The following is a 25,176-nucleotide window of genomic DNA, read 5'->3' on the forward strand; positions in this document are numbered from 1 at the left end:
CTGTGGGGAAGACGTCTCGCGTCGTCCGTCAGCCGGACGGATGGCGCCTTCCGCTCACCGGGCGAGCAGCCTCGTCGCCTCGTAGCAGAGCGCGCCGATCAGGCCGGCCGCCGGCAGCGTCACGATCCAGGCGACGACGATGCGGCTGGCGACGTTCCAGCGCACCGCCGACAGGCGCCGCGCCGAACCGACGCCGACGATCGCCCCGGTGATGGTATGCGTCGACGACACCGGAATGCCGCCGACATTGGCGAGGAACAGCGTGATCGCGCCGCCGGTCTCGGCGCAGAAGCCCTGTGCGGGGGTCAGCCGCGTGATCTTCGAGCCCATGGTGTGGACGATCTTCCAGCCGCCCGACATCGTGCCTGCCGCCATGGCGGCCTGGCACGCCAGGATCACCCAGAAGGGGATGTGGAACTCGCCGCCGAGCATGCCCTGCGAATAGAGCAGCACGGCGATGATCCCCATCGTCTTCTGCGCATCGTTGCCGCCGTGGCCGAGGCTGTACAGCGCCGCGGAGACGAGCTGCAGCTTGCGGTAGCGGCGATCGACACCCATCGGCGTCAGGCGGAGCGAGGTCCAGGCGACGACCAGGACCAGCGCCAGCGCGAGGATCAGGCCAACCGCGGGCGACACGAAGATGCCCGCGATCGTGTTGCGTACGCCCGACCAGACGATCGCCGAGGGGCCGACCTTGGCGATGCCGGCGCCGAGCAGCCCGCCGATCAGCGCGTGGCTGGACGAGGACGGGATGCCGAAGCGCCAGGTGATGACGTTCCAGCTGATCGCCCCCATCAGTGCACCGAAGATCACCTGCGGGTCGATCACCTGCGCATCGACGATGCCCTTGCCGACCGTGTTGGCGACGTGCAGCCCGAACACCGTAAAGGCGATGAAGTTGAAGAAGGCCGCCCACAGCACCGCATGATGCGGCTTCAGCACGCGGGTCGAGACGACGGTGGCGATCGAGTTCGCCGCATCGTGCAGGCCGTTCAGGAAATCGAACAGCAGCGCCACGCCGATCAGCAGGACCAGCACGGTGAAGGAGATGGTCATGTCGCGCGCGCCTCAGGCGTGGTCGATCACGAGACCTTGGATCTCGTTGGCGATGTCCTCGAACCGATCGGCGATCCGTTCGAGATGGCTGTAGATCTCGCGATCGACGATGAAGCGCATCGGCTGATTGTCGCCGCACGCCTTGAACAGCGCCTTCAGCCCGGCGGCGTGATGCTCGTCGACGCGGCCCTCGATCGCGACCAGCCGCGCGGTCAGATCGTGCAGCTGCGCCGCATTGCGATCGAGATGGCGGAGCAGCGGGATCGCCTGCGCGGTGACCCGCGCCGCTTCGACCGCCAAATCCGCCATGGCGCGCATGTCGGGGGCGAAGGTGGTCACCTCGTACAGCTCGATCGTATTGGCGGTCTGGTTCATCTGGTCGATCGAATCGTCCATCACCCCGATCAGGTCGGTGATCGCCGAGCGGTCGAACGGCGTCACGAAGACACGGCGCACATCCTGCAACACGTCGCGGGTGATGTCGTCCGCCTCATGCTCACGGCGCACGATCTCGGCGATATGCTGCGCGGTCGTGCCCTCGCTGGCGAACAGCCGCTGCAGCGCCTCGGCCCCGGCGACCAACGTCGCGGCATGCGCCTCGAACTGCTCGAAGAAACGCCCCTGCTTGGGCATCAGCGCCTGGAACCAGGCAACCATGGCGAGACCTTTCGTCTGGATGAACATGTCGGTGGTAGGCGGGGCGGCGCATGGCGGGCGCGGGGCCGCGGTGCAAGCCGAAAGTGCGCTGGCGGGCGTCTCGCCGGGGGATCGCACGGCGGCGCGTCGCGTTCGGAGCGGTCGAGACAGGATAGGAAGGACAGAGCGATCATGGCCACCGACAATCCCATGCGCGAGTCGGAAACGCCCGAGACGGCACCGCGCAGCGGCCGTGCGCTGGTGATCTCGCGCTTCGGCGGACCCGAGGTGATGGAGGTCCGCGACCTGCCGTTGCCCGTGCCGCAGGACGACGAGGTTTTGGTCCGCGTCCATGCCGCCAGCGTCAACCCGGTCGACTACAAGACCCGCGAAGGCCAATTCCCGCCGGTCGGCGAGGCGCAGCTTCCGGCGGTGCTCGGCCGCGATCTCGCCGGCACGATCGAGACGTTCGGGACGCGGGCGCATTACATGGTGCGCCATGGCGACCCGGTCTTCGCCTTCATCGATTTCGACCGCGGGGCGCAGGCCGATTACGTCATCGTCAAGGCGATCGAATTGTGCGCCATTCCCGACGGGCTGGACATGACGACCGCCGCGGCGATCCCGCTGGCGGCGATGACTGCGTGGCAGGGGCTGTTCGATCACGGCGGGCTGCAGTCGGGGCAGCGCGTGCTGATCCACGGCGGTGCCGGCGGCGTCGGCCAGTTCGCGGTGCAGCTCGCCCGCTGGAAGGGGGCGGAGGTGTTCGCCACGGCCGGCCCCGACGACCAGGAGTTGCTCCGCGATCTCGGCGTTGATCGCGCGATCGATCACACCAGCGAGCGGTTCGAGGAGATCGCCCGCGACGTCGACCTGGTGTTCGATCTGATCGATGGCGAGACGCGGGCGCGGTCGTGGGGGACGTTGCGCCAGGGCGGCATCCTGGTGTCGACGGTCAGCGAACCGGATCAGGCCGAGGCGACGCGTCACGGCGTGCGCGCGGCGCCACGCTGGCTCGCCCGGCCCAATGCCGCGCAGCTGGGAGAGATCGGCGATCTCGTCGCCAACGGCACGGTCAAGGTCCGGGTGGTGCAGACCTTTCCCCTCGATCAGGCGGCCGCGGCGCAGCAGGCGCAGGCCGAGGGGCACGTCAGCGGCAAGATCGTGCTGACGCTGGTCTGACGCCCCCTCGACAGGCGGCGGTGCAGGCGTCAGGGGCGTGCGGATGTCCTTTGTCCAGACGCTCCGCACCGAGACCGCCGCCGATCATGACGCGGTCGATGCCCGGTTCGGCGCGTTGCGTCTCGACCGGACGGCGGACTATCTGCGCTTTCTGATCGCGCACGGCCGCGCGCTGCCGGCGGTCGAGGCGGCGCTGGCCAATCATGGCGATCTGCCGGTCTGGCGGCCGCGCGCCGGCGCGCTTGCTGCCGATCTCGCCGCGCTCGGGCGGCCGCTGCCGGCGGCGCTGCCGTTCGTGCTCGACAACGAGGGCGCGCGTTGGGGTGCGCTCTATGTCATCGAGGGATCGCGGCTGGGCGGGCAGCTTCTGGCCCGCAGCCTGCCGCCGGCCGCTCCGTCCGCCTATCTCGGAGCGGTCCACCAGCGGGGCGAGTGGCGGGCGTTGCTCGACGCCCTCGAGCGGCAGGCGGCAGCGCGAGACGATCGCTGGCGAGCGGCGGCGCTGCACGGCGCGCGACAGACATTCGCTCTCTATCGGGGTGCGCTCGGCGACTGAAGCGCCAGTGAAGTCCGAAATGGACAAATACTCAAACTGGCGGAATACGCGTCCTTTTTCTGCCCAAAACGGGTGATCCGTGGCAAACGAACGACTTCGTCGGTGCGTTTGCAAACGGAGAGACGGTTGAAGCTGTTGAGCATGACACGGCTGCTCGCCGACATGCAGACAAGGGTCAATGCTGCGGGGCTGCGATGCTTCGACGGCGATATCGACCGTTTCGCGATCTTCTCTCTGATCACGCGCGAAAGCATACGTGGCGGCGCCCGCAACTCGGGCATCTCGACCCATTCGGCGGCGATCTCTCTGGGGCGATCGTTCGAAACCGTCCGCCGCCACGTCAACGCGCTGATTGCGGCGGGGCTGTGCGTGCGGTTGCACGGCGGGGTCGTGGTCAATCCCGAGGTCCTGACGCGTCCCGACATCGCCCGGCTGATCGCGCTCACCCACGACAGCTTCGTCTGTTTCGTCCAAGCTCTGTACGATGCGGGCGAGCTGCCGGTGCTGCGCCCCAGCGCGGTGCGCTACGACAGGACGGTCGGGGTGCAGGCGGCCGTCGACGTGATGCTGGCGACCGCGGACAGCAATCAGGCGATCCACGGCAACTGGCTCGATCTGGTGATCTTCTCGACGATCCTGGCGGGCAATCTGCATCGCGCGCCGCTGCCGCCGCGGCGGCCGGTCGAGGGCGTCCGCTTCGGCCCGGACCATGCCGTGCGTGCGAGCGTGCTGGCGCGGGTGCTCAACCTGTCGGAAACCACGGTGCGGCGGCGGCTGGGGCGTCTGGGCCATGCCGGCGGGCCGGTGGTGCGGCTGCGCCAGGGCTATATCATCTCATCAGACTGGATGAAGCGGCCCGACGCGATCGAGACGAGCCAGCGCACCGCGACCTCGGTCCGGCTGGCGATCGCCGCGGCGGCGGCGCAGGGTTTCCCCTTCGACGCGCCGCACACCGCCTATCAGGTCGGACCGCCGCCACCGATCGTCTTCTAGACCCCTCGACCAGCCTGAACGGCCGGCGCTGCCGGCAAACTCAGGCGCCGCGCTCCGCTACGGCCACGCGGTTCTTGCCGTCCCGCTTCGCCCCGTACAAGGCGGCGTCGGCCCGGCGCATCGCCCTGACCGGGTCGTCGGCCACCGCCGCCAGACCGATCGATATGGTCAGCGACCCGATCGGCTCGCCATTGTCCTGATTGATCAGCGAGCGCGCGGCAATCGAGCGGCGCACCGCGTCGAGCTTGGCGTAGGTGGTATCGACGTCGGCATGGGCGAACAGGCAGGCGAACTCCTCGCCGCCGTGCCGTGCGACGATGGCGTCGGGGGCAAGCTCGGTCTTCAGCAGCCGTGCGACCAGCTTGAGCACGCGATCGCCCGCATCGTGGCCATGGCGATCGTTGATCCGTTTGAAATCGTCGATGTCGCACACCGCGACGCACCAATCGGCGGGCTCGCCCGCGTACTTGCGCGCCTGCAGCCGGGCGTCGAAGCCGCGGCGATTGATCAGTCCGGTGAGGTGATCCTGTTCGGCCGCGCGGCGGGCGCGATCGAGATTGTCGCGCAGACGCGTCGTCTCGCGGCGCTTCTCCTCCAGCCGCTCCGCCATCTGGCGCGAGGTGGCGACCGCCTGCATCGTCAGGTCGATCAGCCGGCTCATGGCATCGCCGCCGCCGGCCGGACTGTCGAGCTGTTCGACCTCGCGGTCGAGCGCGTCGCCATATTCCGTCGCCGACGTGCAGGATTCGCCGAGCAGCGCCAGACATTGCGCCAGCTGCGCGGCGAGCGTGTCGGCCATGCGAGCGATCGTCGTCGGGCGGATGCCGCCGCTGCGCACTTCCGCCAGCTGACGCAGGAAGTCGGCATCGAGCCGGCCTTCGGTGCGCAACCGCTCGCGAATGGTCAGCGTCAGCTCGCGATCCTCACCGCCGAGATAGGCGAGCGCGACGCCGAAGATGTCGGGCGCGAGCGGCAGGTCATGGGCGAACAGGAACTCGCCGACCTCGTCGTACAGGCGGGCGGCGGTGTTCTCGCGCACCGGGGCGGGGGCGGGGGGCGGCACGCCGTCGGCCGGCGCGGGGGCCTGCGACAGCCATCCCCCCAGCCAGAGCCGGCGCCGCGGCGCGCTGTGTAGCGCGATGCTCATGCCTGCGTCTCCTGCCGGACGGCATCGCGCAGCGGGGCGCCGTCTCCCATCACCGCCGCGTGCACCTCGCCCCAGCGCGCGCCGAACCAATATTCGCCGCGCTCGCTGCGGATGATCGCGTCCTGGGCACTCGGGACGTCGATCGGCGCGAATTCGCATTGCCGCTCGACGTCGAAGAAGACCCGGACGATCGGGGCCTGCGGGCTGTCGCCGTCGGCGACGACCAGGCCGAGCCGGTTGGAATGCAGCCGCACCAGTGCGCCGAACGGCTGAATGCCGAGGCTGACGATGAAGGCGCGCAGCAGGTCGGGGTCGAAATGCCCTTGCCACGCCTGCATCCGGGCAAGGGCGGTATGCGGCGACCAGGCGGGCTTATACGCCCTGATCGAGGTGACCGCGTCATAGACGTCGCAGATCGCCGAGATGCGCGCGAACGGCGACAGCGCCTCTGCCGACAGCGCATCCGGATAGCCGGTGCCATCGACCTTCTCGTGATGGTGGCGGCAGACGTCGAGGATGCGGGGATCGAGTTCCGCGATCGCGGTCAGCGTGCCGTGGCCCCGTGCCGGATGGGTGCGCATCACCTCCAGTTCCTCTGGCGTCAGTCTGCCCGGCTTGCCGACGATTGCCGACGGAACCGCCATCTTGCCGATGTCGTGCAGCAGCCCGGCCATGCCGGCGACACGCACGTCCGCCTCGTCATAGCCGAGGTGGCGGGTCAGCCCCATCATCAGCGCGCCGACCGCGACCGAATGGATATAGGTGTAGCGATCGGTGTCCTTGAGCCGGGTCACCGTGATCATCGCCGCCGCGTCGCGGGTCATGGCGTCGGCCAGGTCGTCGACCGTGATGTTGAGTGTCTCGACCCCGATCGCCCGGCCGAGACGGGCTTCCTCGAACAGGTCGGTGATCGCCTGGGTCGCCTGTTCGACGCTGGCACGTGCCCGGTCGAGGCTGTTGGAGGGACGCCGCCGGACCAGCTTTGGCACGGCGGCGGGCGGCAGATCGCGATGCTCCTCCGCTGCCGGTAGGAAGCGGCCGGTGGTCTTGACCAGGGTCAGCCCACGGCCCTTGGATAAATCGATGGTGACGGCGGTTACCGATTGCCGCACGCGATCGCAGTCGGCCACGTCGGTCAGCAGAAAGCTCTTACGCCAGAACGGGTTGTCCAACCACGAACAATGCAGTTCGTGGATGTACATGCCCAGTTCGACTTGCCGCCCGTCGATCCGCAGCAGCTTGTTGTGTCCCCGTCCACCCGTCATGCAACTGAGATGGCTGACACAGGTGAAGATTTCGCTGAAAGTTACCCGATACGGCGGAATCGGGTATAATAACCTTCCACTATAGGATAGATTCTGCGCCGATCGGTGCGGTCATGATGGCTCTGACGCCTGGATCATTGTCGAGATAGGCAATCTCGCCGTCGAGCCGCTGGACCATCGCCGCCATCATCCGGCTGCCGAATCCTTCGCCTTGACCCTTGCCGCGGCCCTGGTCCGCGACGATCAGCCGGAGCAGCGCGCCATGCTGTTCAAGCGCGATCGACAGCGGTCCGGGCCGGCCGTCATAAGCATATTTGCTGGCGTTGATGACGAGTTCGGTGAGGATGAGCCCAATGTTCACCGCGCGATCGGTCGGGACCAGCACCGGAGCGAGATCGAGCCGCATCTGTGCGCCCCAGTCGGCGCCCAGCGAAGTGCGCATGTCGGCGACCAGCTCCTCGACATAGCGCGACAGATCGACGCTTTCGACTTGGTCGTCGCGGTACAGCCGGCGGTGGACCAAGGCGACCGCAGCGAGACGCGCCTGCGCTTCGGCAAGATGGTCGGCGACCGCGCCGTCGCCCGCGGTCTTGGCCTGAAGCCGCAGGAACGAGGCGACCAGCTGCAGGCTGTTCTGCACCCGATGATTCACCTCCTTCATCAGGACGTCCTTCTGCGCGAGCAGGGCGTCCTTCTCGACCAGCGCGAGATTGAGGTCGTGGTTCAGCGCCCGCAATTGCTGACCCTGCCGCGCCTCGTGGAAGCGGCGGCGCAGGCGGTGCGCGGCCTCGATCTCCTCGAGCGACCACCGTCGCGAACGGCCGCGCACCGTCTCGCTCCACGTCTCGAACGACGCCCGTGGCGACAGCCGTTCGCCCGGGGCCAGCGACACCGACTTGTGCGGATTGCCCGCCCATTCGATCTCCTGAATGCGCTCGGCGCGCAGCCAGATCAGTGTCGCGTCATCGTCGCGCAAGGGCAGGGCGATCATCCCGCTGGCCAGGGCGCGATGTTCCGCCGCGCCCGGCATCATCGTCGACAGCATGTGGGTCGCCACCGGCTCGCCGCCACGGCCCCGCGCCCAATCGGCGAATCTACCGAGCACCTTGGGGGACGGACAGCGGCCGTCGGTCACCACCGCGGTGCGCGTCACCACGGCGAAACCGTCGGCGTTGAGCATCGCCCTGAGATCGCCCTTCATGCCGGCGATCGCCTCGTGCAGCGGCACGTCGCCCTGCAGCCGCGGCGTCACCATGTCCTCGACCACGCGCAGGTTGAGCCGCTCGCGGTAGGCCGCCGCCTCCTCCTTCGCACGGATCTGGCGTGCCAGCCCGCTGGCCAGCGTTGCCGCGGCGCCGCGCACGTCGGGGGGCATCAGCCGCGGGCTGTTGTGATGGCAGGCGATCAGCCCCCACAGCAGGCCATCCTTGACGATGGAGATGGAGGCGGATGCCTCGACGCCCATGTTGCGCAGATATTCGAGATGGATCGGCGAGACGCTGCGCAGCGCGACGTCGCTGAGATCGATGTTCGCCAGATGCGACGGGCGCAGCGGCTGCGGCGCATAGGCCGCATCGGGAATCGCGCGGGTGCGGTTGCGGATGTAGAGCGCGCGCGCCTGGCGGGGAATGTCGCTCGCCGGGAAATGATGGTTGAGGAACGAGCCGAGTTCGGGATCGCGATCCTCGGCGACGACGCAACCTGCCTCGTCGTCAAGAAAGCGGTAGATCATCACCCGGTCGAAACCGGTCAGCGTGCGGAAGGCCTTGGCGGCGCGTTCGTACAACGTCTGCTTGTCGACCGCGCGTTCGAAGCCGCCGGCGACCGCATCGAGCCACGACAGCATCGCCGCGGCCGTGGTCGGCCGCTCCGCCACCGGCTCAAGCTCGACAAGCAGATAGCCGTCGGTACGGTGCAGCGTCGCGAGAAACGTCTCGTCGCTGCCGGTGACCAGCGGCGGCACGACGACATTGGGATTGGCGGGCAGGGTGCTGCCCAGCAGAGTGGCGACGTCCTGGCCGATCAACTCGGCGAGAGGCCTGCCGAGCCAGTCGGCGCTCAGCCGCGTCTCGATCGCACCGGCGCCGCCGACGATCCGATGATCCCCGTTCGCCGAGGCCACGAGCAAAAGACCATGGGGCTGGATCGCACCCGGCACGTGGATCGGTTCGCGGTCGCAATCGGTCAGATCAACCGCGGGATCGGTGGGAATGGGGGTCGCCATCATTACTCTTGCACGCAGATGGCTATGACCATGGGCCTCGTTTCAGGGGTTTACAATGCGTCCATTGCTAATTTCGATCAATCAACGGTGATGACCCAACCTTCGACGTTGCGGTCAGCCGGTGGCTGGACGCGAGCCCGAGCGCCCCTGTAGGACGCATCCGATCGGCGGCTGCGACGTTGCGGGGATGATGATCAAGCTCTTTCATGTCAGCGACGTCCATTTCGGTGCCGAGGATCCCGCCGCGCTCGCCTGGTTTCAGCAATGCGTGGCGGCCGAGTCGCCCGACGCGGTGATCATGACCGGCGACCTGACGATGCGCGCGACGCGCCGCGAATTCGAACGCGGCGGTGCCTGGCTGGGCGCGCTGGGCGTGCCGGTGACGGTGGAGGTCGGCAACCACGACATTCCGTATTACTGGGATCCGTTCCGCCGGCTGTTCGCCCCCTATCAGCGCTATGCGGCGGTGGAGCGGATGATCGAACGCGAGCTGGAACTGCCCGGCATCACCGTCGTGCCGCTGAAGACGATCGCGCGCGCGCAATGGCGCTGGAACTGGTCGAAGGGTCGGGTCAGTGCCGGATCGCTGCGCCGGGCGCTGGCGATGATCGCCGCGGCGCCAAAGGGCAATCTCATCTTCGTTGCGGCGCATCACCCGCTGATCGAGGGCGGCACCAAGGGGACGGCCAAGACCCGTCACGGCGATGCCGCGCTCACCGCACTCGCCGCCGCGGGTGCGCATGCGGTGCTCAGCGGCCATGTCCACGATCCGTTCGACGTGCCGATCGAGCGGAATGGCTGGACGATCCGCATGATCGGCGCCGGGACGCTGTCGAAGCGTACCCGGCACACGCCAGCCTCGTTCAACGAGATCCGCGTGGCGGACGGCCGCTTCACCACCGTCGCGCGCACGCAATCGCAAGCGCCGGCGGCGGTGATCACCGAGGATGCGGCTGCCGGGATCATCCGCCCGTAGGGCCGTTCGCTATCCCGGTTTGGGGAATCTAATCCGGCGGCAGTTCCTGGCGTTGTCCTGTTCCCGTCACGCCGGACCCGTTCTGGGGTTCACGGTTTTGCGTGCATTGCGGCGACAGCCGTTCAGTGCGTTGCCACCGCGGGGCGAGCGACCGCCGCCCGCCGATCAGCCCGTCTCCCTGTTCCAAGCTGCGCCACGATCCGCACGCTCAGCGCGGGAATGATCGTGGCCATCAACCCGACGGTTACCGACTCAGCCGCCAGACCGGCCCAAGCAATCCATGGCTCCTGGCCCCCCGGCCATCCTGAGAGGTCGTCGTGCAGTGCCATGATCGGCAGCCGCCCCAGGAAGAACAGCGCCAGGGCCCAGGTATACCAACGCCCTACCATCCACACGGATTGCCCCGGATGGCGGATCGGCCCGTCGGTCGCCGCGGACACCGCCCACGGCATCAGCAGCGGCTCGATCGCCAGTATCGCCATGCCGGTGGCCGCCCGTAGTGTTCCCGCCCATGCATCCGCAACGATCCGGTCCGCGTAGAAGATGACCGCAAGCATGCTCAAAGTATAGGCGAAATAAGGCAGGTAGCGTAGCGCGACCGTGATGGATGGCTGCAACGCCGCCCGTGCTTCACCAAGCATCAGATAGCGGATCGCGAAGAAGCGGCCCACTTCGATGATGGCGAGATCCAGCCAACCCAAGACCGTCACCCATTCGTTTCGGGTGAGCGCGCCAGAAGCGGCGCGCGTGTCGAATAGACCCATGTGATAGGCGACCCCGCGCTGCGCAAAGTATAATAGGATCATCGTCCCGAATATTCGCGGCAGACCCAGGATCACGCGTGGACCGTCGACTTGCGCCTCCCAAAAGGTTCTGAGAAGCGGTAGATCGCCATCATGTCTCATACCCCATCGTCATGATCAGGAACGCTGCCCGGCGTCGGGTTGAGTGCCGGCGACAGTGTTTCCGGTCCCGCCCGGTCTCTCGCAGGTCACGTTGGCGGCTTTGGGCGGGAGACGGGCTGGCGGAACGCGGACAACCGGCGCACGCGATCTCCGACTGAAAGCCAAGCTCCCGCGGCCTTCGGCGTGGGCAACGAAGACATGGGGCGTTGAGGCTTGCCGTCGCGATGGGATCAGGACGGTCATCGTCCTCCTCCACAAGGTCACCTGCACTCTCCGCCTTCCCTGTCGGCGATAATGTCCGAAACGGTTATTTCGTGCAAGCGCGCTACTGGGTCATCTCTACGCCGGCTTTCGCCGGCCTTCGTCGACGCGGATGACGGCGACGTCGGTTTATGACGTGCGAAGTGACGCGAAATGACGGCACAGACCGATGCGGATTCGAGCCTATGTATCACGATCTAGGCATTTCCGCCCCACACGCGCCAATGTCCCGGCACCATCGTCGGGAGCAATATCCCGAATGGGGTAGGGCTTACCCTCGGCCGTATTGCTGACGCGGGACGATCAGTCTGAAGTCGTCCCTTACCGGAGCCAGAAAAAGAAGCCGCCGCCCGGTTGCCCGGACGGCGGTGTCTTCTTGTCAACGCAGAGCGCCGAACGCGGATCAGTCGTTCAGATACTCGCCCGCGGCCGCGTCGCTGCCGTCGCCCGACGGGACGACTTCGGCGAGCGGGTCGGAGCCCGTGCCGGCGTCGTCGCGACGCGAGCGCTGCTCTTCCGCGGCGCGCAGTTCCGCGGCCGACGTCGGGGCGACGATCGCCGCCTGCAGCGCGCGCTGTTGCGCACGGAGCGCCGCATCCCGCGAAGAGGCCGCCACGCGCAGGCGGTTCATGCCGGCGCCGGTACCCGCCGGGATCAGCCGGCCGACGATGACGTTCTCCTTGAGGCCCATCAGCGTGTCCTGCTTGCCCTGGACCGCCGCCTCGGTGAGGACGCGGGTGGTCTCCTGGAACGACGCCGCCGAGATGAAGCTGCGGGTCTGCAGCGACGCCTTGGTGATGCCGAGCAGGATCGGCTTGCCGGCTGCCCGCGCCTCGTTCGGCCCGAGCTTCTCGTTGATCGCGTCCATCTCCTCGCGGTCGACCTGCTCGCCGACGAGCAAGGTGGTGTCGCCCGACTCGGTGATCTCGACCTTCTGCAGCATCTGGCGAACGATCACCTCGATGTGCTTGTCGTTGATCTTCACGCCCTGGAGTCGATAGACTTCCTGGATTTCCGAGACGAGATATTCCGCGAGCGGTTCGATGCCGAGCACTTCGAGAATGTCGTGCGGGTCGGGGCTGCCGCCGATCAGGTTGTCGCCACGCTTGACGTAGTCGCCTTCCTGAACGTCGATCACCTTCGACTTGGGCACCAGATACTCGACGACCTCGCCGCCATCCTCGGGCTGGATGCCGATCTTGCGCTTCGCCTTATAGTCCTTGCCGAACACGACGCGGCCGGAAACCTTGGCGATGATCGCATTCTCCTTCGGCTTGCGCGCCTCGAACAGCTCGGCGACGCGCGGCAGACCGCCGGTGATGTCGCGCGTCTTGGCGGCTTCGCGGCTGACGCGGGCGAGCACGTCACCCGCCTGCACCTGCGCGCCGTCCTCGACCGACAGCGTCGCGCCGGGGGCGAGCATGTAGCGGCCGGATTCGCCGCTCGTCTCGTCGAGCAGGGTCAGGCGCGGACGCAGATCCTCCTTCGACTTGGACGAGGTGCGATATTCGGTCACGACGCGCTGCGCGATGCCGGTCGCCTCGTCGGTCTGCTCGGTGAGCGTCTTGCCCTCCAGCAGGTCCTGGAAGCGGACGGTACCCGGGTTTTCCGTGATCACCGGCATGGTGAACGGATCCCATTCCGCCATCCGGTCGCCCTTCGACACCATATGGCCGTCGTCGAACATGACGTAGGCGCCGTAGGGGATACGGTGCACCGCCAGCTCACGACCGTCCATGTCGACGATCGCGATCTCGCCCGAACGGGAGAGCACGACGCGGCGGCCGCGCTGGTCGCCGATGATGCGCAGGTCGCGGAACTGGATGGTACCGTCGACCGGCGCCTCCAGGTTCGACTGCTCGTTGAGCTGCGCCGCACCACCGATGTGGAAGGTGCGCATCGTCAGCTGCGTGCCCGGCTCGCCGATCGACTGCGCCGCGATGACGCCGACCGCCTCGCCGATGTTGACCGGCGTACCGCGGGCAAGGTCGCGCCCGTAGCACTTGCCGCACACGCCGACCTTGCTTTCGCAGACCAGAGGCGAACGGATCTTCATGCCCTGGATGCCCATGGCCTCGATCTTCGCCACCATCGGCTCGTCGAGCAGGGTACCGGTCGGGATGACGACCGCATTGGTCTTCGGATCGACCACATCCTCGGCCGTGGTACGGCCCAGGATACGCTCGCCGAGCGACGCGATGGTCGAGCCGCCCTGCACGATCGCCTTCATCTCCAGCGCGCGCTCGGTGCCGCAATCGTCCTCGATCACGACGCAATCCTGCGACACGTCGACCAGACGGCGGGTCAGATAACCCGAGTTCGCCGTCTTGAGCGCCGTATCCGCCAGGCCCTTGCGGGCGCCGTGCGTCGAGTTGAAGTATTCAAGAACGGTCAGACCTTCCTTGAAGTTCGAGATGATCGGCGTCTCGATGATCTCGCCGCTCGGCTTGGCCATCAGGCCGCGCATGCCGGCGAGCTGCTTGATCTGCGCCTGCGAACCGCGGGCACCCGAGTGCGCCATCATGTAGATCGAGTTGATCGGCTTCTCGCGGCCGGCATGCTCGCCGTCCTCGTAGCGCTTCACCGCCTTGATCTCGTTCATCATGGCGTTCGCCACCTGGTCGCCGCAGCGGCTCCAGGCGTCGATCACCTTGTTGTACTTCTCCTGCTGCGTGATCAGGCCGTCCTGATACTGCTGCTCGTAATCCTTCACGAGCGTGCGGGTCTCCTCGACCAGCGCGTCCTTCTCGTTCGGGATGATCATGTCGTCCTTGCCGAACGAGATGCCGGCGCGGAACGCGTGGCGGAAGCCGAGGCTCATGATCGCGTCGGCGAACAGCACCGTCTCCTTCTGGCCGGTGTGACGATAGACCTCGTCGATCACGTCGCCCACGTCCTTCTTGGTCAGCAGGCGGTTGACGATCTCGAACGGCACCTTGTGGCTCTTCGGCAGCGTCTCGCCGAGCAGCATGCGGCCCGGGGTCGTCTCGACGCGCTTCAGATACTGGTTGCCGTCCTCGTCGGTCTGCGGAACGCGGCTGACGATCTTGGTGTGCAGCGTCACCGAGCCGGCGTTGAGCGCCTGATGCACCTCCGCCATGTCGGAGATCAGCATGCCCTCGCCAGGCTCGCCTTCCTTCATCATCGACAGATAATAGAGACCCAGCACCATGTCCTGCGACGGCACGATGATCGGCTTGCCGTTGGCGGGCGACAGGATGTTGTTGGTCGACATCATCAGGACGCGCGCTTCCAGCTGGGCCTCGAGGCTCAGCGGCACGTGCACGGCCATCTGGTCGCCGTCGAAGTCGGCGTTGAACGCCGAGCAGACCAGCGGATGCAGCTGGATCGCCTTGCCCTCGATCAGCACCGGCTCGAACGCCTGGATGCCTAGGCGGTGGAGCGTCGGCGCGCGGTTCAGCATCACCGGATGCTCGCGGATCACCTCGTCCAGGATGTCCCAGACTTCCTTGCGCTCCTTCTCCACCCACTTCTTCGCCTGCTTCAGCGTCATGCTGAGGCCCTTGGCGTCGAGGCGCGCGTAGATGAACGGCTTGAACAGCTCGAGCGCCATCTTCTTCGGCAGGCCGCACTGGTGCAACTTGAGCTCCGGACCGGTGACGATGACCGAACGGCCCGAATAGTCGACGCGCTTGCCGAGCAGGTTCTGACGGAAGCGGCCCTGCTTGCCCTTCAGCATGTCGGACAGCGATTTCAGCGGACGCTTGTTGGCACCGGTGATGGTGCGGCCGCGACGGCCGTTATCGAACAGCGCGTCGACCGCTTCCTGCAGCATGCGCTTTTCGTTGCGGACGATGATGTCCGGCGCGCGCAGCTCCATCAGCCGCTTCAGGCGGTTGTTGCGGTTGATGACGCGGCGGTACAGGTCGTTGAGGTCGGAGGTCGCGAAACGGCCGCCGTCCAGCGGCACCAGCGGGCGCAGCTCGGGCGGGATCACCGGAATGACTTCCAGGATCATCCATTCGGGGCGGTTGCCCGATTCCAGGAAGCTCTCGACGACCTTCAGGCGCTTGATGATCTTCTTGGGCTTCAGCTCCGACTTGGTCGTCGCCAGCTCCTCGAGCAGCGCGACCTTCTCGCCCTCCAGGTCGAGATTCTCGAGCATGACGCGCACGGCCTCGGCGCCGATGCCGGCGGAGAAGGCGTCCTCGCCATATTCGTCCTGCGCCTCGAGCAGCTCATCCTCGGTGAGCAGCTGGAACTTCTCGAGCGGGGTCAGGCCCGGTTCGATGACGATATAGGCTTCGAAGTACAGCACGCGCTCGAGCTGCTTCAGCTGCATGTCGAGCAACAGGCCGATCCGGCTCGGCAGCGACTTCAGGAACCAGATGTGCGCGACCGGCGCGGCGAGCTCGATATGGCCCATCCGCTCGCGGCGTACCTTCGACACCGTGACTTCGACACCGCACTTCTCGCAGACGATGCCCTTGTACTTCATGCGCTTGTACTTGCCGCACAAGCATTCGTAATCCTTGATCGGACCGAAGATGCGCGCGCAGAACAGGCCGTCACGTTCCGGCTTGAACGTGCGGTAGTTGATCGTCTCGGGCTTCTTGATCTCGCCGAACGACCACGAACGGATCTTGTCGGGCGAAGCGATGCCGATCTGGATCTGGTCGAACGTCTCGGGCTTGGCGACCGGATTGGCGAAATTGGTCAGTTCGTTCATGTTCTTACCTCTTTTTCCTCTCCCGCTGGGAGAGGAAGGGGCCCGCCCGGCGCGGCCGGGTGGGAAGGTGAGGGTGGGGTGGTGGCGACCGTGTCACCCTCACCCTTCCGCCGCCTGTCGGCGGCTCCCTCCCTCTCCCGGTGGGAGAGGGAGAGCGATGGCTTACTCCGCGGCCTCGGCGAGCCCGTCGTCGTCCTGCGCATCCTCCATGGACCGCAGATCGACGTTGAGGCCGAGCGAGCGCATTTCCTTGACGAGCACGTTGAAGCTCTCCGGAATGCCGGCCTCGAACGTGTCGTCACCCTTGACGATCGCCTCGTAGACCTTGGTGCGGCCGACCACGTCGTCGGACTTCACCGTCAGCATTTCCTGCAGCGTATAGGCGGCGCCATACGCCTGCAGCGCCCAGACCTCCATCTCGCCGAAGCGCTGACCGCCGAACTGCGCCTTGCCGCCCAGCGGCTGCTGGGTGACGAGCGAGTAGGGACCGATCGACCGCGCGTGGATCTTGTCGTCGACCAGATGGTGCAGCTTCAGCACGTACTTGTAGCCGACGGTGACCTTGCGGTCGAAGGCGTCGCCGGTGCGGCCGTCGAACAGGGTCACCTGCCCCGATTCATCCAGCCCGGCGAGCTTCAGCATGTCGGCCACGTCCGATTCCACCGCGCCGTCGAACACCGGGGTGCCCATCGGAACGCCGGTACGGACGTTCTGCGCCAGATCGATCAGCTGCTCGGGCGAACGCTTGTCGAGTTCCTCGACATAGCTGTCGCCATACGCCAGCCGCAGCGCGTCCTTCACCGCCTCCGGCGCCTGTCCCGGCGTCGGGTTCGGGTTCTCGGCCCGCCACTGGTCGAGCGCCGCACCGATCTTGCGGCCCAGGCCGCGCGCGGCCCAGCCCAGATGCGTCTCGAAGATCTGCCCGACGTTCATGCGCGACGGCACGCCCAGTGGGTTGAGCACGAAGTCGACCGGCGTGCCGTCCTCGAGGAACGGCATGTCCTCCTGCGGCAGGATGCGGCTGATGATGCCCTTGTTGCCGTGGCGGCCGGCCATCTTGTCGCCCGGCTGCAGCTTGCGCTTCACCGCGACGAACACCTTGACCATCTTGAGCACGCCCGGCGGCAGCTCGTCGCCCCGCTCCAGCTTCTCGCGGCGATCCTCGAACTTGTCGCGGATGCGCTTGGTCGCCTCGTCATACTGCTGCTTGACGGCTTCCAGGTTCGCCTGGACCGCATCGTCCTGCACCGCGAACTTCCACCATTCGTGGCGGTCGACGCTGTCGAGCAGGTCCATGTCGATGGTCGAGCCCTTCTTCACGCCCTTCGGCGCGCCGGTCGCGACCTGGTCCAGCAGCATCTCGCGGAGGCGGCTCCACGTCGCCCGGTTGAGGATCGTGCGCTCGTCGTCCGAGTCCTTCTTCAGGCGCTCGATCTCCTCGCGCTCGATCGCCATCGCGCGCTCGTCCTTGTCGATGCCGTGGCGGTTGAAGACGCGCACGTCGACCACCGTGCCGGCAACGCCCGGCGGCAGGCGCAGCGACGTGTCGCGCACGTCCGACGCCTTTTCACCGAAGATCGCGCGCAGCAGCTTCTCTTCCGGCGTCATCGGGCTTTCGCCCTTCGGCGTGATCTTGCCGACCAGGATGTCGCCCGGCTCCACCTCGGCGCCGATGTAGACGATGCCCGCCTCGTCGAGGTTGCGCAGCGCCTCCTCGCCGACGTTGGGGATGTCGCGCGTGATGTCCTCCGGCCCGAGCTTGGTGTCGCGGGCCATGACCTCGAACTCGTCGATGTGGATCGACGTGAACACGTCGTCCTTCACGATCCGCTCGTTGATCAGGATCGAATCCTCGTAGTTGTAGCCGTTCCACGGCATGAACGCGACGAGGACGTTGCGGCCCAGCGCCAGCTCGCCGAACTCGGTCGACGGGCCGTCGGCGATCGTGTCGCCGGCCTCGACCACGTCACCCACCTTCACCAGCGGACGCTGGTTGATGCAGGTCGACTGGTTCGAACGCTGGAACTTCATCAGCGTGTAGATGTCGACGCCGCTGACGCTCGCATCCACCTCACCGGTGGCGCGGACGACGATGCGGGTCGCATCGACCTGGTCGACGACGCCGGCGCGCTTGGCCGAGATCGCGGCGCCCGAATCGCGCGCTACCGTCTCTTCCATGCCGGTGCCGACGAACGGCGCCTCGGCCTTGACCAGCGGCACCGCCTGGCGCTGCATGTTCGAGCCCATCAGCGCGCGGTTCGCGTCGTCCTTCTCGAGGAAGGGGATCAGCGAGGCGGCGACCGAGACGAGCTGCTTCGGCGACACGTCCATCAGCGTGATCGTCTCGGGCAGCGCCATCAGGAACTCGCCCGCCTGCCGCGCCGAGACCAGATCCTCGGTGAAGCGGCCGTCCGCATCGGTCGCGGCCGATGCCTGCGCGACGGTGTGCTTCTGCTCCTCCATCGCCGACAGATAGACGACCTCGTTGGTCACCTGGCCGTTGTTCACCTTGCGGTACGGCGTCTCGATGAAGCCGTACTTGTTGACGCGGGCAAAGGTCGACAGCGAGTTGATCAGACCGATGTTCGGGCCTTCCGGCGTCTCGATCGGGCAGATGCGGCCATAGTGGGTCGGGTGGACGTCGCGGACCTCGAAGCCCGCACGTTCACGCGTCAGACCGCCCGGCCCGAGTGCCGAGACGCGACGCTTGTGCGTCACTTCGGACAGCGGGTTGGTCTGGTCCATGAACTGCGACAGCTGCGACGAGCCGAAGAACTCACGCACCGCGGCCACCGCCGGCTTGGCGTTGATCAGGTCGTTCGGCATCACCGTCGACACGTCGACCGACGACATGCGCTCCTTCACGGCGCGCTCCATGCGCAGCAGGCCGACGCGATACTGGTTCTCGAGCAGCTCGCCCACCGAACGCACGCGGCGGTTGCCGAGGTTGTCGATGTCGTCGATCTCGCCCTTGCCGTCCTTCAGGCCGACCAAAGTCTTGATCACGGCGAGGATGTCCTCGCTGCGCAGCGTCGTCACCGTGTCCGGCGCGTCGAGGTCGAGGCGCATGTTCAGCTTGACGCGGCCCACCGCCGACAGGTCGTAGCGGTCCGGATCGAAGAACAGGCCGGCGAACAGCGCTTCCGCCGTCTCCAGCGTCGGCGGCTCGCCGGGGCGCATGACGCGGTAGATGTCGCTCAGCGCCTGCTCGCGCTCTTCGGCCTTGTCGGCCTTCAGCGTGTTGCGGATCCACGGGCCGGTGGTGACGAAGTCGATGTCGAGCAGCTCGATCGTGTCGACGCCCGCCTTGTCGAGGCTTTCCAGATTCTCGGCGGTGATCTCGTCACCCGCCTCGACGTAGATTTCGCCGGTGGTCTCGTTGATCAGATCGTAGGCGCTGTAGCGGCCGAAGATTTCCTCGGTCGGGATCAGCAGCTCGGTCAGGCCGTCCTTGCCGGCCTTGTTGGCGGCACGCGGGCTGATCTTCTGGCCGGCGGCGAACACGACCTCGCCCGACTTGGCGTCGACGATGTCGAACATCGGCTTCACGCCGCGCCAGTTCTCGGCCGCGAACGGAATGCGCCAGCCGCCTTCGCCGCGGACGAAGGTCACGCGGTTGTAGAAATAGTTGAGGATCTCTTCCGAGTTCATGCCCAGCGCATAGAGCAGCGCCGTCACCGGCAGCTTGCGCTTGCGGTCGATACGGACGTTGACGATGTCCTTGGCGTCGAACTCGAAATCCAGCCAGGAGCCGCGATAGGGGATCACGCGGGCGGCGAAGAGATACTTGCCGCTCGCGTGCGTCTTGCCGCGGTCATGGTCGAAGAGGACGCCCGGGCTGCGGTGCATCTGGCTGACGATGACGCGCTCGGTGCCGTTGATGAAGAACGTGCCGTTCTCGGTCATGAGCGGCATGTCGCCCATGTAGACGTCCTGCTCCTTGATATCGATGACCGACTTGGCCTCGGTATCCGGATCGACCTCGAACGCGGTCAGGCGCAGCGTGACGCGCATCGGCGCGGCATAGGTGATGCCTCGCTGGCGGCATTCCTCGACGTCGAACTTCGGCGGCTCGAGGACGTAATCGTCGAAGTCGAGATAGGCGGTGCCGGCGAAATCCTGGATCGGGAACACCGACCGCAGCGTCTTTTCCAGGCCCGAGACGTGACCGGTGCTCTTGTCGGAGCGCAGGAACTGCTCGTAGCTTTCACGCTGAACCTCGATCAGGTTCGGCATCTGGATGACTTCGTGGATGTCGCCGAAGATCTTGCGGATGCGCCGCTTCGCGGTGCTGGCCTGCTGGATCGCCTTGGTCGCCATGGATCTATTGTGCCTCGTCAGCCGTATATCGTGCCCGGAAAGCCTCCGGACGGGACGCGGATTGGTCAAAGACGCGAAAAAGCCGAGCGCAGCACTGTGCGTCGGCCTTGAGGCGTCTATGAAACCAGCAACTCCCTATTCGTATGCAGGCGCTGCGCGACGGCGCCCCATGTCCCGAAAGCTGTGGTGAGAGGCGGGATATAGGGGCGGGGTGCACGCTTGTCAAAGGGGGGGCCGCCGCTCGCAGGATGGGCTGGGGACAACAGGCGGGGCGCTGGCAAACCCCCTACGCAATCCCGTCATGCCGGACTTGTTCCGGCATCCACCCGTCCACGTACGCTGCGGCCGCGGGGTATGCGGCTCCGTGGATGCCGGAACGGGTCCGGCATGACGAGATGAGGACCGGTTCCTCCCACCTCACCACTACGCTAAGACCGTCCCATGCCGTTCGCGTTCCTCGCCGCCGTCGCCCTCGCCGCCACGCCCGCCGACGACCCCGCCGCCACCTTCGCCGCGCTGCGCGAGGTCGACGGGCGCATGGCCGCGATCGCCTATCGGCTAACCACCGCCAATGCCGCCTTGTGCCGCGATCGCCAGCCGACGCCGGGCTGGGCGCTGCACAGCATCGGCCAGTATGACGCACCCCTGCGCGCCCAGGCGAAGGTCAGCTTTGGCTTCGAACGCCCGGTCGCGGTCGAGGCGGTGGTGCCCGGCGGCCCGGCGGCACGGGCGGGCATCGCCCCCGGCGACTCGCTGGTGGCGATCGATGGCCAGCCGCTGCCCGACACCGCCCCGCCGGCGCAATCGAGCAGTGCGGCGCGCGACGCGGCGCAGGCGGTGATCGCCGGCGAACCCGCCGATCGCCCGCTTGCCGTCACGCTGCTGCGCGACGGCCGCACCCGCACCGTCACCATCCCGGCATCGCCCGGCTGCCGCAGCGCGTTCGAGGTGCTGCTCGGCAACAAGATGGAGGCCTCGTCCGACGGCCGCATCGTCCAGATCGGCGTGCCCTTCTTCGCCCGCTATACCGACGAGGAACTGGCGGTGGTGATCGGCCACGAGCTCGCCCATACCATATTGCGCCATCGGGCCCGGCTCGATGCGGCGGGCGTCAGCCGCGGCCTGCTCGCCGAGGTCGGCCGCAACGGGCGCCTGTTCCGGACCACCGAGGATCAGGCCGATATCCTCGGCATGTATCTGATCCGCAACGCCGGTTGGAACCCGCAGGCGGCGGTGCGGTTCTGGCGCGAGCATGGCGGCGAGGTCGACGGCGGCCTGTTCCGCAGCCGCACCCACCCCTCGTCCAAGGCGCGCGCCGCCGCGCTGGAAGCGGAGATCGCGAGGGTCCCGGCGGATGCCCCGACGCCTTATCTGCCGCCGATCCTCGCCGAGGCGGACAAACCGCTGAGTTAAATCCTCCCCGCCTGCGGGGAGGGGACCGCCGAAGGCGGTGGAGGGGGCTCGTCGCGAGCGCTGCGCTGCGTGGAAGCCCCCCTCCGTCAGCGCTGTGCGCTGCCACCTCCCCGCAAGCGGGGAGGAATTTAGTAGCCCGCGTCGAGATCCGCGACGTTCCGCATCGGCTTGCCCGCCATGAACGCCGCCAGATTGTCGAGGAACAGCGCCGCGCCGCGCTGGAACATCTTCGTCTGGCTGCGCCCCGACAGATGCATCGAGATCATGCAATTGGGCGCGTCCCACAGGGGATGATCCGCCGGCAGCGGCTCCGGCTCGGTCGGGTCGAGGACGGCGCCGCCGATCCGCCGCGCCTTGAGCGCCGCGACCAGCGCGTCCTGATCCACCATGTCGCCGCGCGCGATATTGATCAGCCAGGCGTCGCGGCGCATCGCCGCCAGCTCGTCCGCGCCAATCATCGCCTTGGTCGCATCGGTCGACGGCGCCGCCAGCACCAGCCAGTCATAGTCGCCCAGCCGCGCCCGCCAGTCGTCCGGCCCCAGCGTCCCGTCGCGCCCGGACCGGGTCACGCCGTCGACGCCGACGCCGAACGCCGTCAGCCGCTCGCCGATCAGCCGCCCGATCGTGCCATAGCCGACGACCAGCGCCCGCGTGCCGTCCAGCTCGACCTTGCCCGGCGCATCGCCCAGCCATTCGTGCCGCTGCCCGGCGCGGAGCACGGTGTCGAAGCGCTTCGCGGCGACCAGCATCGCCATCACGGCATATTCCGCCACCGCCACCGCGTTGATCCCGGCGCCGTTGGTCAGCGTCGCGCCCTTGGCGCGCAGCACGTCGAGCGGAAAGGCGTCAAGGCCGGCATAGATGGTCGACACCCATTGGAGGTTTGGTCCGGCCGCGCGGATCGCCTCGGCGACCAGCCGGGTCGGCTGCATGTCGACCCAGGCGATGTCGGCATCGGCGATCATCGCCTTCGCCTCGTCCGGGCTGGCGAACCACGCCACCTCCAGCCCGGCGGGCAGCCGCGGTTCGAGCAGCGGTCGGGCGAGTGCGGGCAGCACCGCCTTCACGACTGCACCTTCCAGTCCCAACCCATCGGATCGCCGTCCATCACCTCGACTCCCACCGCCGCCAGCTCATCCCGGATCGCGTCGCTGCGCGCGAAGTCCTTGGCCGCGCGCGCCTCGCGCCGCTCCGCCAGCCGCGCCGCAATCCCCGCCTCGTCGATCCCGGCGCTCTCCGGCCGCACCCGCAGATCCTCGCGGGTCAGCGTCAGCAGCTCCAGCCCCAACACCGCGTCGAAGTTCGCGAGCGCCGCCAGCCGGTCCTGCGGGCTGACCCTTTTGTCGGCGAGCAGTTCGTCGAGCACCGGCAGGGCACGCGGCGTGTTGAGGTCGTCCGCCACCGCCGCGGCGAGCCGCTCGCGATAGGGCGATGCCGCCGCCGCACCCTTGCCCTCGCCGCGCGCCTTCAGCGCCGCGACGCTCTGCACCAGCCGCTTTAGCCGGGTCTGCGCCGCCGCCAGATTGTCCCAGCTGAATTCCAGCTCGCTGCGATAATGCGCCTGCAGGCACATCAACCGATAGGCGAGGGGGTGGAAGCCGCGCGCGACTAGCGCCGGCAGGGTCAGGAACTCGCCCGACGATTTCGACATCTTGCCGGTCCGGTCGACAAGGAAGTTGTTGTGCATCCACACCGTGGCGCCGGTGTCGGCGCTGCCCGAATAGGCCTGGTTCTGCGCGATCTCGTTGGGATGGTGGATCTCGCGATGATCGATGCCGCCGGTGTGAATGTCGAAATGGTCGCCAAGATACTGCCGGCTCATCACCGAACATTCGAGGTGCCAGCCGGGCGCGCCGCGCCCCCAGGGGCTGTCCCATTCCATCTGGCGGTTCTCGCCCGGTGCGCTGGTGCGCCAGATCGCGAAGTCGGCGGGGTGACGCTTGCCCTCCACCGTCTCGATCCGCCCCTCCGCCGGGCCGTCCTCGCGCGTGCCGGCGAGCAGGCCGTATTGCGGCACCGTCGTCACGTCGAAATACAGGCCGTCGGGCAGGCGGTAGCAGTGCTTGTCCGCGATCGCTGTGCCGAAGGCGATCATCTGCTCGACATGGTCGGTGGCGAGCGGGAAGCGCGCCGGATCGCGGACGTTGAGGTCCTTGAGGTTCTGCTTGAACGCCCGCGTATAATGGTCGGCCACCGCCCAGATGTCCTGGCCGCTCTTCTTCGCTGCCGCCTCCATCTTGTCGTCGCCCGCGTCGGCGTCGCTGGTCAGATGGCCGACATCGGTGATGTTGATGACATGGGTCAGGCCATAGCCCAGCCAGGTCAGCACGCGCCCCAATGTGTCGGTAAACAGATAGGCGCGCAGATTGCCGATGTGCGCATAGTGATAGACGGTCGGCCCGCACGAATAGATGCGCACGTTGGCGGGGTCGGCGGGCGCGAAGGTCTCCGTCGCGCGCGTCAGGCTGTTGTAGAGCGTGATCGGCGTCATGGCGCGAGGCTCTAGCGCGCCGGATGCGGCAACGCCATTCCTCCCCTGCGCCGGCAGAGGAGGATGTCGCGGTCAGCGCGCGATGCCGATCACCGCGGTGCCGGTCAGTCCGGCCGCCACCGATCCGCTGATCGTCGGGGTCTGCTGCGCAAGCTGGGCGCTGCTGTTGTCGCCGAACACATTGTCGTTCGACAGCGACACCTTGGCGAAATTGGTCGCGCTCGCCGGATAGGTGGTGGTGTCGGCATAGACCGTCGCGCACCAGCTCGACGGCATCGCCAGCTGCGACGTCAGCACCGCATATTTCCCGCCCAACGCATTGGAGAGGCTCGAGAAGATCTCGAAATGCATATGCGGCCAGCGGCCATCGTAGCAGCCGGGGAAGATGGTGGTGAACGTCACCTGCCCGTTGGCATCGGTGACCTGCACGCCGCGCAGATAGCTTTCGGCCGCCGCGGTGTAGAGCGAATAAGTGCCCTTGCGGTCGCAATGCCATAGATAGACGGCATAGCCGGCCAGCGGCGCACAGGCGGCGTTGACGTTGACCAGGGTCAGCGTGATCGTCAGCTGCACGCCCGTCGCCACGGTCGATGTGCTGATGAAGCTCGACCGTATGTCGCTGCGCACGATGCCGCTGACCGTCAGGATGTTGCTGGTCGAACCCGATGCGCTGTTGGTGCCGTCGGCGGGGTAGGGGCCGGCGGTCTCGGTCGGATCGGCGATGCAGGCGGTGCTGGTTGAGGTGGCGGTGGCGGTCGGCGTCGGTGTCGCGGTGGCGGTCGGCGTGGGCGTCGCGGTCGCGCCGCTGCTCGTCACGCTGACGCTGCTGCTCGACCCGCTTGCATCGCTGCCGCCGCAGCCCGCGACCAAAGCCGCCGTTCCTGCCCCCGCGAACCATTTCAGCGCCCGCCGCCGCGCCAGCAGCGCTTCGATGCGCGGCAGGTCCTCGGCCATGCCGTGGCCGTGGTGGTGATCGTCGTGATGCGTCATGGTCGAAACTCCCCGGATGGATGACGGGGGGAATCGCCGCGGAGTATCGCCGCGATATGTCACGCACCGAC

At 67.3% G+C, this 25,176-nt stretch carries 15 protein-coding genes and 1 pseudogene; 5 read left to right on the forward strand and 11 right to left on the reverse strand.

Annotated elements, in window-relative coordinates:
- Positions 1-54: 54 nt before the first annotated feature.
- A complete protein-coding gene (locus tag D9601_RS03200) occupies positions 55-1,056 on the reverse strand; it encodes an inorganic phosphate transporter (protein WP_198352472.1) in 1,002 nt (333 codons plus the stop codon).
- 12 nt (positions 1,057-1,068) lie between these two features.
- A pseudogene (locus D9601_RS03205) lies at positions 1,069-1,731 on the reverse strand (DUF47 domain-containing protein); the annotation flags it as partial.
- Positions 1,732-1,884: 153 nt separating this feature from the next.
- On the opposite strand from D9601_RS03205, the gene D9601_RS03210 reads away from it, so the two are divergent.
- The 3 genes from D9601_RS03210 (at position 1,885) to D9601_RS03220 (ending at position 4,423) form a co-directional block, all read left to right on the forward strand.
- Positions 1,885-2,874, forward strand: coding sequence for an NADP-dependent oxidoreductase (locus D9601_RS03210; protein WP_198352474.1), 990 nt, complete (start codon positions 1,885-1,887; stop codon positions 2,872-2,874).
- Positions 2,875-2,917: 43 nt separating this feature from the next.
- Positions 2,918-3,430, forward strand: coding sequence for a biliverdin-producing heme oxygenase (locus tag D9601_RS03215; protein ID WP_198352475.1), 513 nt, complete (start codon positions 2,918-2,920; stop codon positions 3,428-3,430).
- Between the two features lie 126 nt (positions 3,431-3,556).
- Entirely contained in the window at positions 3,557-4,423 is an 867-nt protein-coding gene (locus D9601_RS03220) for a DeoR family transcriptional regulator (RefSeq protein ID WP_232473791.1), read from the forward strand.
- 40 nt (positions 4,424-4,463) lie between these two features.
- Here the strand turns inward: D9601_RS03220 and D9601_RS03225 are convergent, their stop codons facing one another.
- The 3 genes from D9601_RS03225 to D9601_RS03235 all read right to left on the reverse strand — a co-directional run bounded on the left by D9601_RS03225 (position 4,464) and on the right by D9601_RS03235 (position 9,062).
- A complete protein-coding gene (locus D9601_RS03225) occupies positions 4,464-5,570 on the reverse strand; it encodes a GGDEF domain-containing protein (RefSeq protein ID WP_198352476.1) in 1,107 nt (368 codons plus the stop codon).
- Positions 5,567-6,835, reverse strand: coding sequence for an HD-GYP domain-containing protein (locus tag D9601_RS03230; RefSeq protein ID WP_198352477.1), 1,269 nt, complete (start codon positions 6,833-6,835; stop codon positions 5,567-5,569). The genes D9601_RS03225 and D9601_RS03230 overlap by 4 nt, the downstream gene beginning before the upstream one ends.
- Before the next feature lie 79 nt (positions 6,836-6,914).
- Positions 6,915-9,062 carry a histidine kinase dimerization/phosphoacceptor domain -containing protein gene (locus tag D9601_RS03235; protein ID WP_232473792.1) on the reverse strand — a complete coding sequence of 716 codons (2,148 nt, stop codon included), beginning with the start codon at positions 9,060-9,062 and terminating at the stop codon, positions 6,915-6,917.
- 187 nt (positions 9,063-9,249) lie between these two features.
- Between D9601_RS03235 and D9601_RS03240 the strand changes: the two genes are divergently transcribed.
- Complete coding sequence (locus D9601_RS03240) at positions 9,250-10,035, forward strand: metallophosphoesterase family protein (RefSeq protein WP_198353354.1); 786 nt, start codon at positions 9,250-9,252, stop codon at positions 10,033-10,035.
- Between the two features lie 122 nt (positions 10,036-10,157).
- On the opposite strand, the gene D9601_RS03245 is transcribed toward D9601_RS03240, so the two are convergent.
- The 3 genes from D9601_RS03245 to rpoB form a co-directional block, all read right to left on the reverse strand.
- Positions 10,158-10,874, reverse strand: a complete 717-nt coding sequence (locus D9601_RS03245) for a hypothetical protein (RefSeq protein WP_198352478.1) — start codon at positions 10,872-10,874, stop codon at positions 10,158-10,160.
- 730 nt (positions 10,875-11,604) lie between these two features.
- Entirely contained in the window at positions 11,605-15,891 is a 4,287-nt protein-coding gene (gene rpoC, locus D9601_RS03250) for a DNA-directed RNA polymerase subunit beta' (RefSeq protein WP_198352479.1), read from the reverse strand.
- A 162-nt stretch (positions 15,892-16,053) separates the two neighbouring features.
- A complete protein-coding gene (rpoB, locus tag D9601_RS03255; protein WP_198352480.1) occupies positions 16,054-20,211 on the reverse strand; it encodes a DNA-directed RNA polymerase subunit beta in 4,158 nt (1,385 codons plus the stop codon).
- 441 nt (positions 20,212-20,652) lie between these two features.
- On the opposite strand from rpoB, the gene D9601_RS03260 reads away from it, so the two are divergent.
- A complete protein-coding gene (locus D9601_RS03260; RefSeq protein WP_198352481.1) occupies positions 20,653-21,624 on the forward strand; it encodes a M48 family metallopeptidase in 972 nt (323 codons plus the stop codon).
- Between the two features lie 128 nt (positions 21,625-21,752).
- On the opposite strand, the gene D9601_RS03265 is transcribed toward D9601_RS03260, so the two are convergent.
- From D9601_RS03265 to D9601_RS03275, 3 genes are all read right to left on the reverse strand, one after another.
- Complete coding sequence (locus tag D9601_RS03265) at positions 21,753-22,691, reverse strand: D-2-hydroxyacid dehydrogenase (protein ID WP_198352482.1); 939 nt, start codon at positions 22,689-22,691, stop codon at positions 21,753-21,755.
- Positions 22,688-24,115, reverse strand: a complete 1,428-nt coding sequence (gene cysS / locus D9601_RS03270; RefSeq protein WP_198352483.1) for a cysteine--tRNA ligase — start codon at positions 24,113-24,115, stop codon at positions 22,688-22,690. Before cysS ends, D9601_RS03265 begins: the two co-directional genes overlap by 4 nt.
- Before the next feature lie 72 nt (positions 24,116-24,187).
- Positions 24,188-25,105: a dioxygenase family protein gene (locus D9601_RS03275; protein ID WP_198352484.1), complete on the reverse strand. Its 918-nt coding sequence runs from the start codon at positions 25,103-25,105 to the stop codon at positions 24,188-24,190.
- Positions 25,106-25,176 lie beyond the last annotated feature (71 nt).

This window comes from Sphingomonas sp. MA1305 (genome assembly GCF_016107325.1).
In the GTDB taxonomy this organism is placed as follows: Bacteria; Pseudomonadota; Alphaproteobacteria; order Sphingomonadales; family Sphingomonadaceae; genus Sphingomonas.

Bases quoted from the DNA above. Each gene is read 5' to 3' on its own strand.
- D9601_RS03200 (WP_198352472.1), bottom strand. From the start codon at position 1,056: ATGACCATCTCCTTCACCGTGCTGGTCCTGCTGATCGGCGTGGCGCTG.
- D9601_RS03210 (WP_198352474.1), top strand. From the start codon at position 1,885: ATGGCCACCGACAATCCCATGCGCGAGTCGGAAACGCCCGAGACGGCA.
- D9601_RS03215 (WP_198352475.1), top strand. From the start codon at position 2,918: ATGTCCTTTGTCCAGACGCTCCGCACCGAGACCGCCGCCGATCATGAC.
- D9601_RS03225 (WP_198352476.1), bottom strand. From the start codon at position 5,570: ATGAGCATCGCGCTACACAGCGCGCCGCGGCGCCGGCTCTGGCTGGGG.
- D9601_RS03230 (WP_198352477.1), bottom strand. From the start codon at position 6,835: ATGACGGGTGGACGGGGACACAACAAGCTGCTGCGGATCGACGGGCGG.
- D9601_RS03235 (WP_232473792.1), bottom strand. From the start codon at position 9,062: ATGATGGCGACCCCCATTCCCACCGATCCCGCGGTTGATCTGACCGAT.
- D9601_RS03240 (WP_198353354.1), top strand. From the start codon at position 9,250: ATGATCAAGCTCTTTCATGTCAGCGACGTCCATTTCGGTGCCGAGGAT.
- rpoC (WP_198352479.1), bottom strand. From the start codon at position 15,891: ATGAACGAACTGACCAATTTCGCCAATCCGGTCGCCAAGCCCGAGACG.
- rpoB (WP_198352480.1), bottom strand. From the start codon at position 20,211: ATGGCGACCAAGGCGATCCAGCAGGCCAGCACCGCGAAGCGGCGCATC.
- D9601_RS03260 (WP_198352481.1), top strand. From the start codon at position 20,653: ATGCCGTTCGCGTTCCTCGCCGCCGTCGCCCTCGCCGCCACGCCCGCC.
- cysS (WP_198352483.1), bottom strand. From the start codon at position 24,115: ATGACGCCGATCACGCTCTACAACAGCCTGACGCGCGCGACGGAGACC.
- D9601_RS03275 (WP_198352484.1), bottom strand. From the start codon at position 25,105: ATGACGCATCACGACGATCACCACCACGGCCACGGCATGGCCGAGGAC.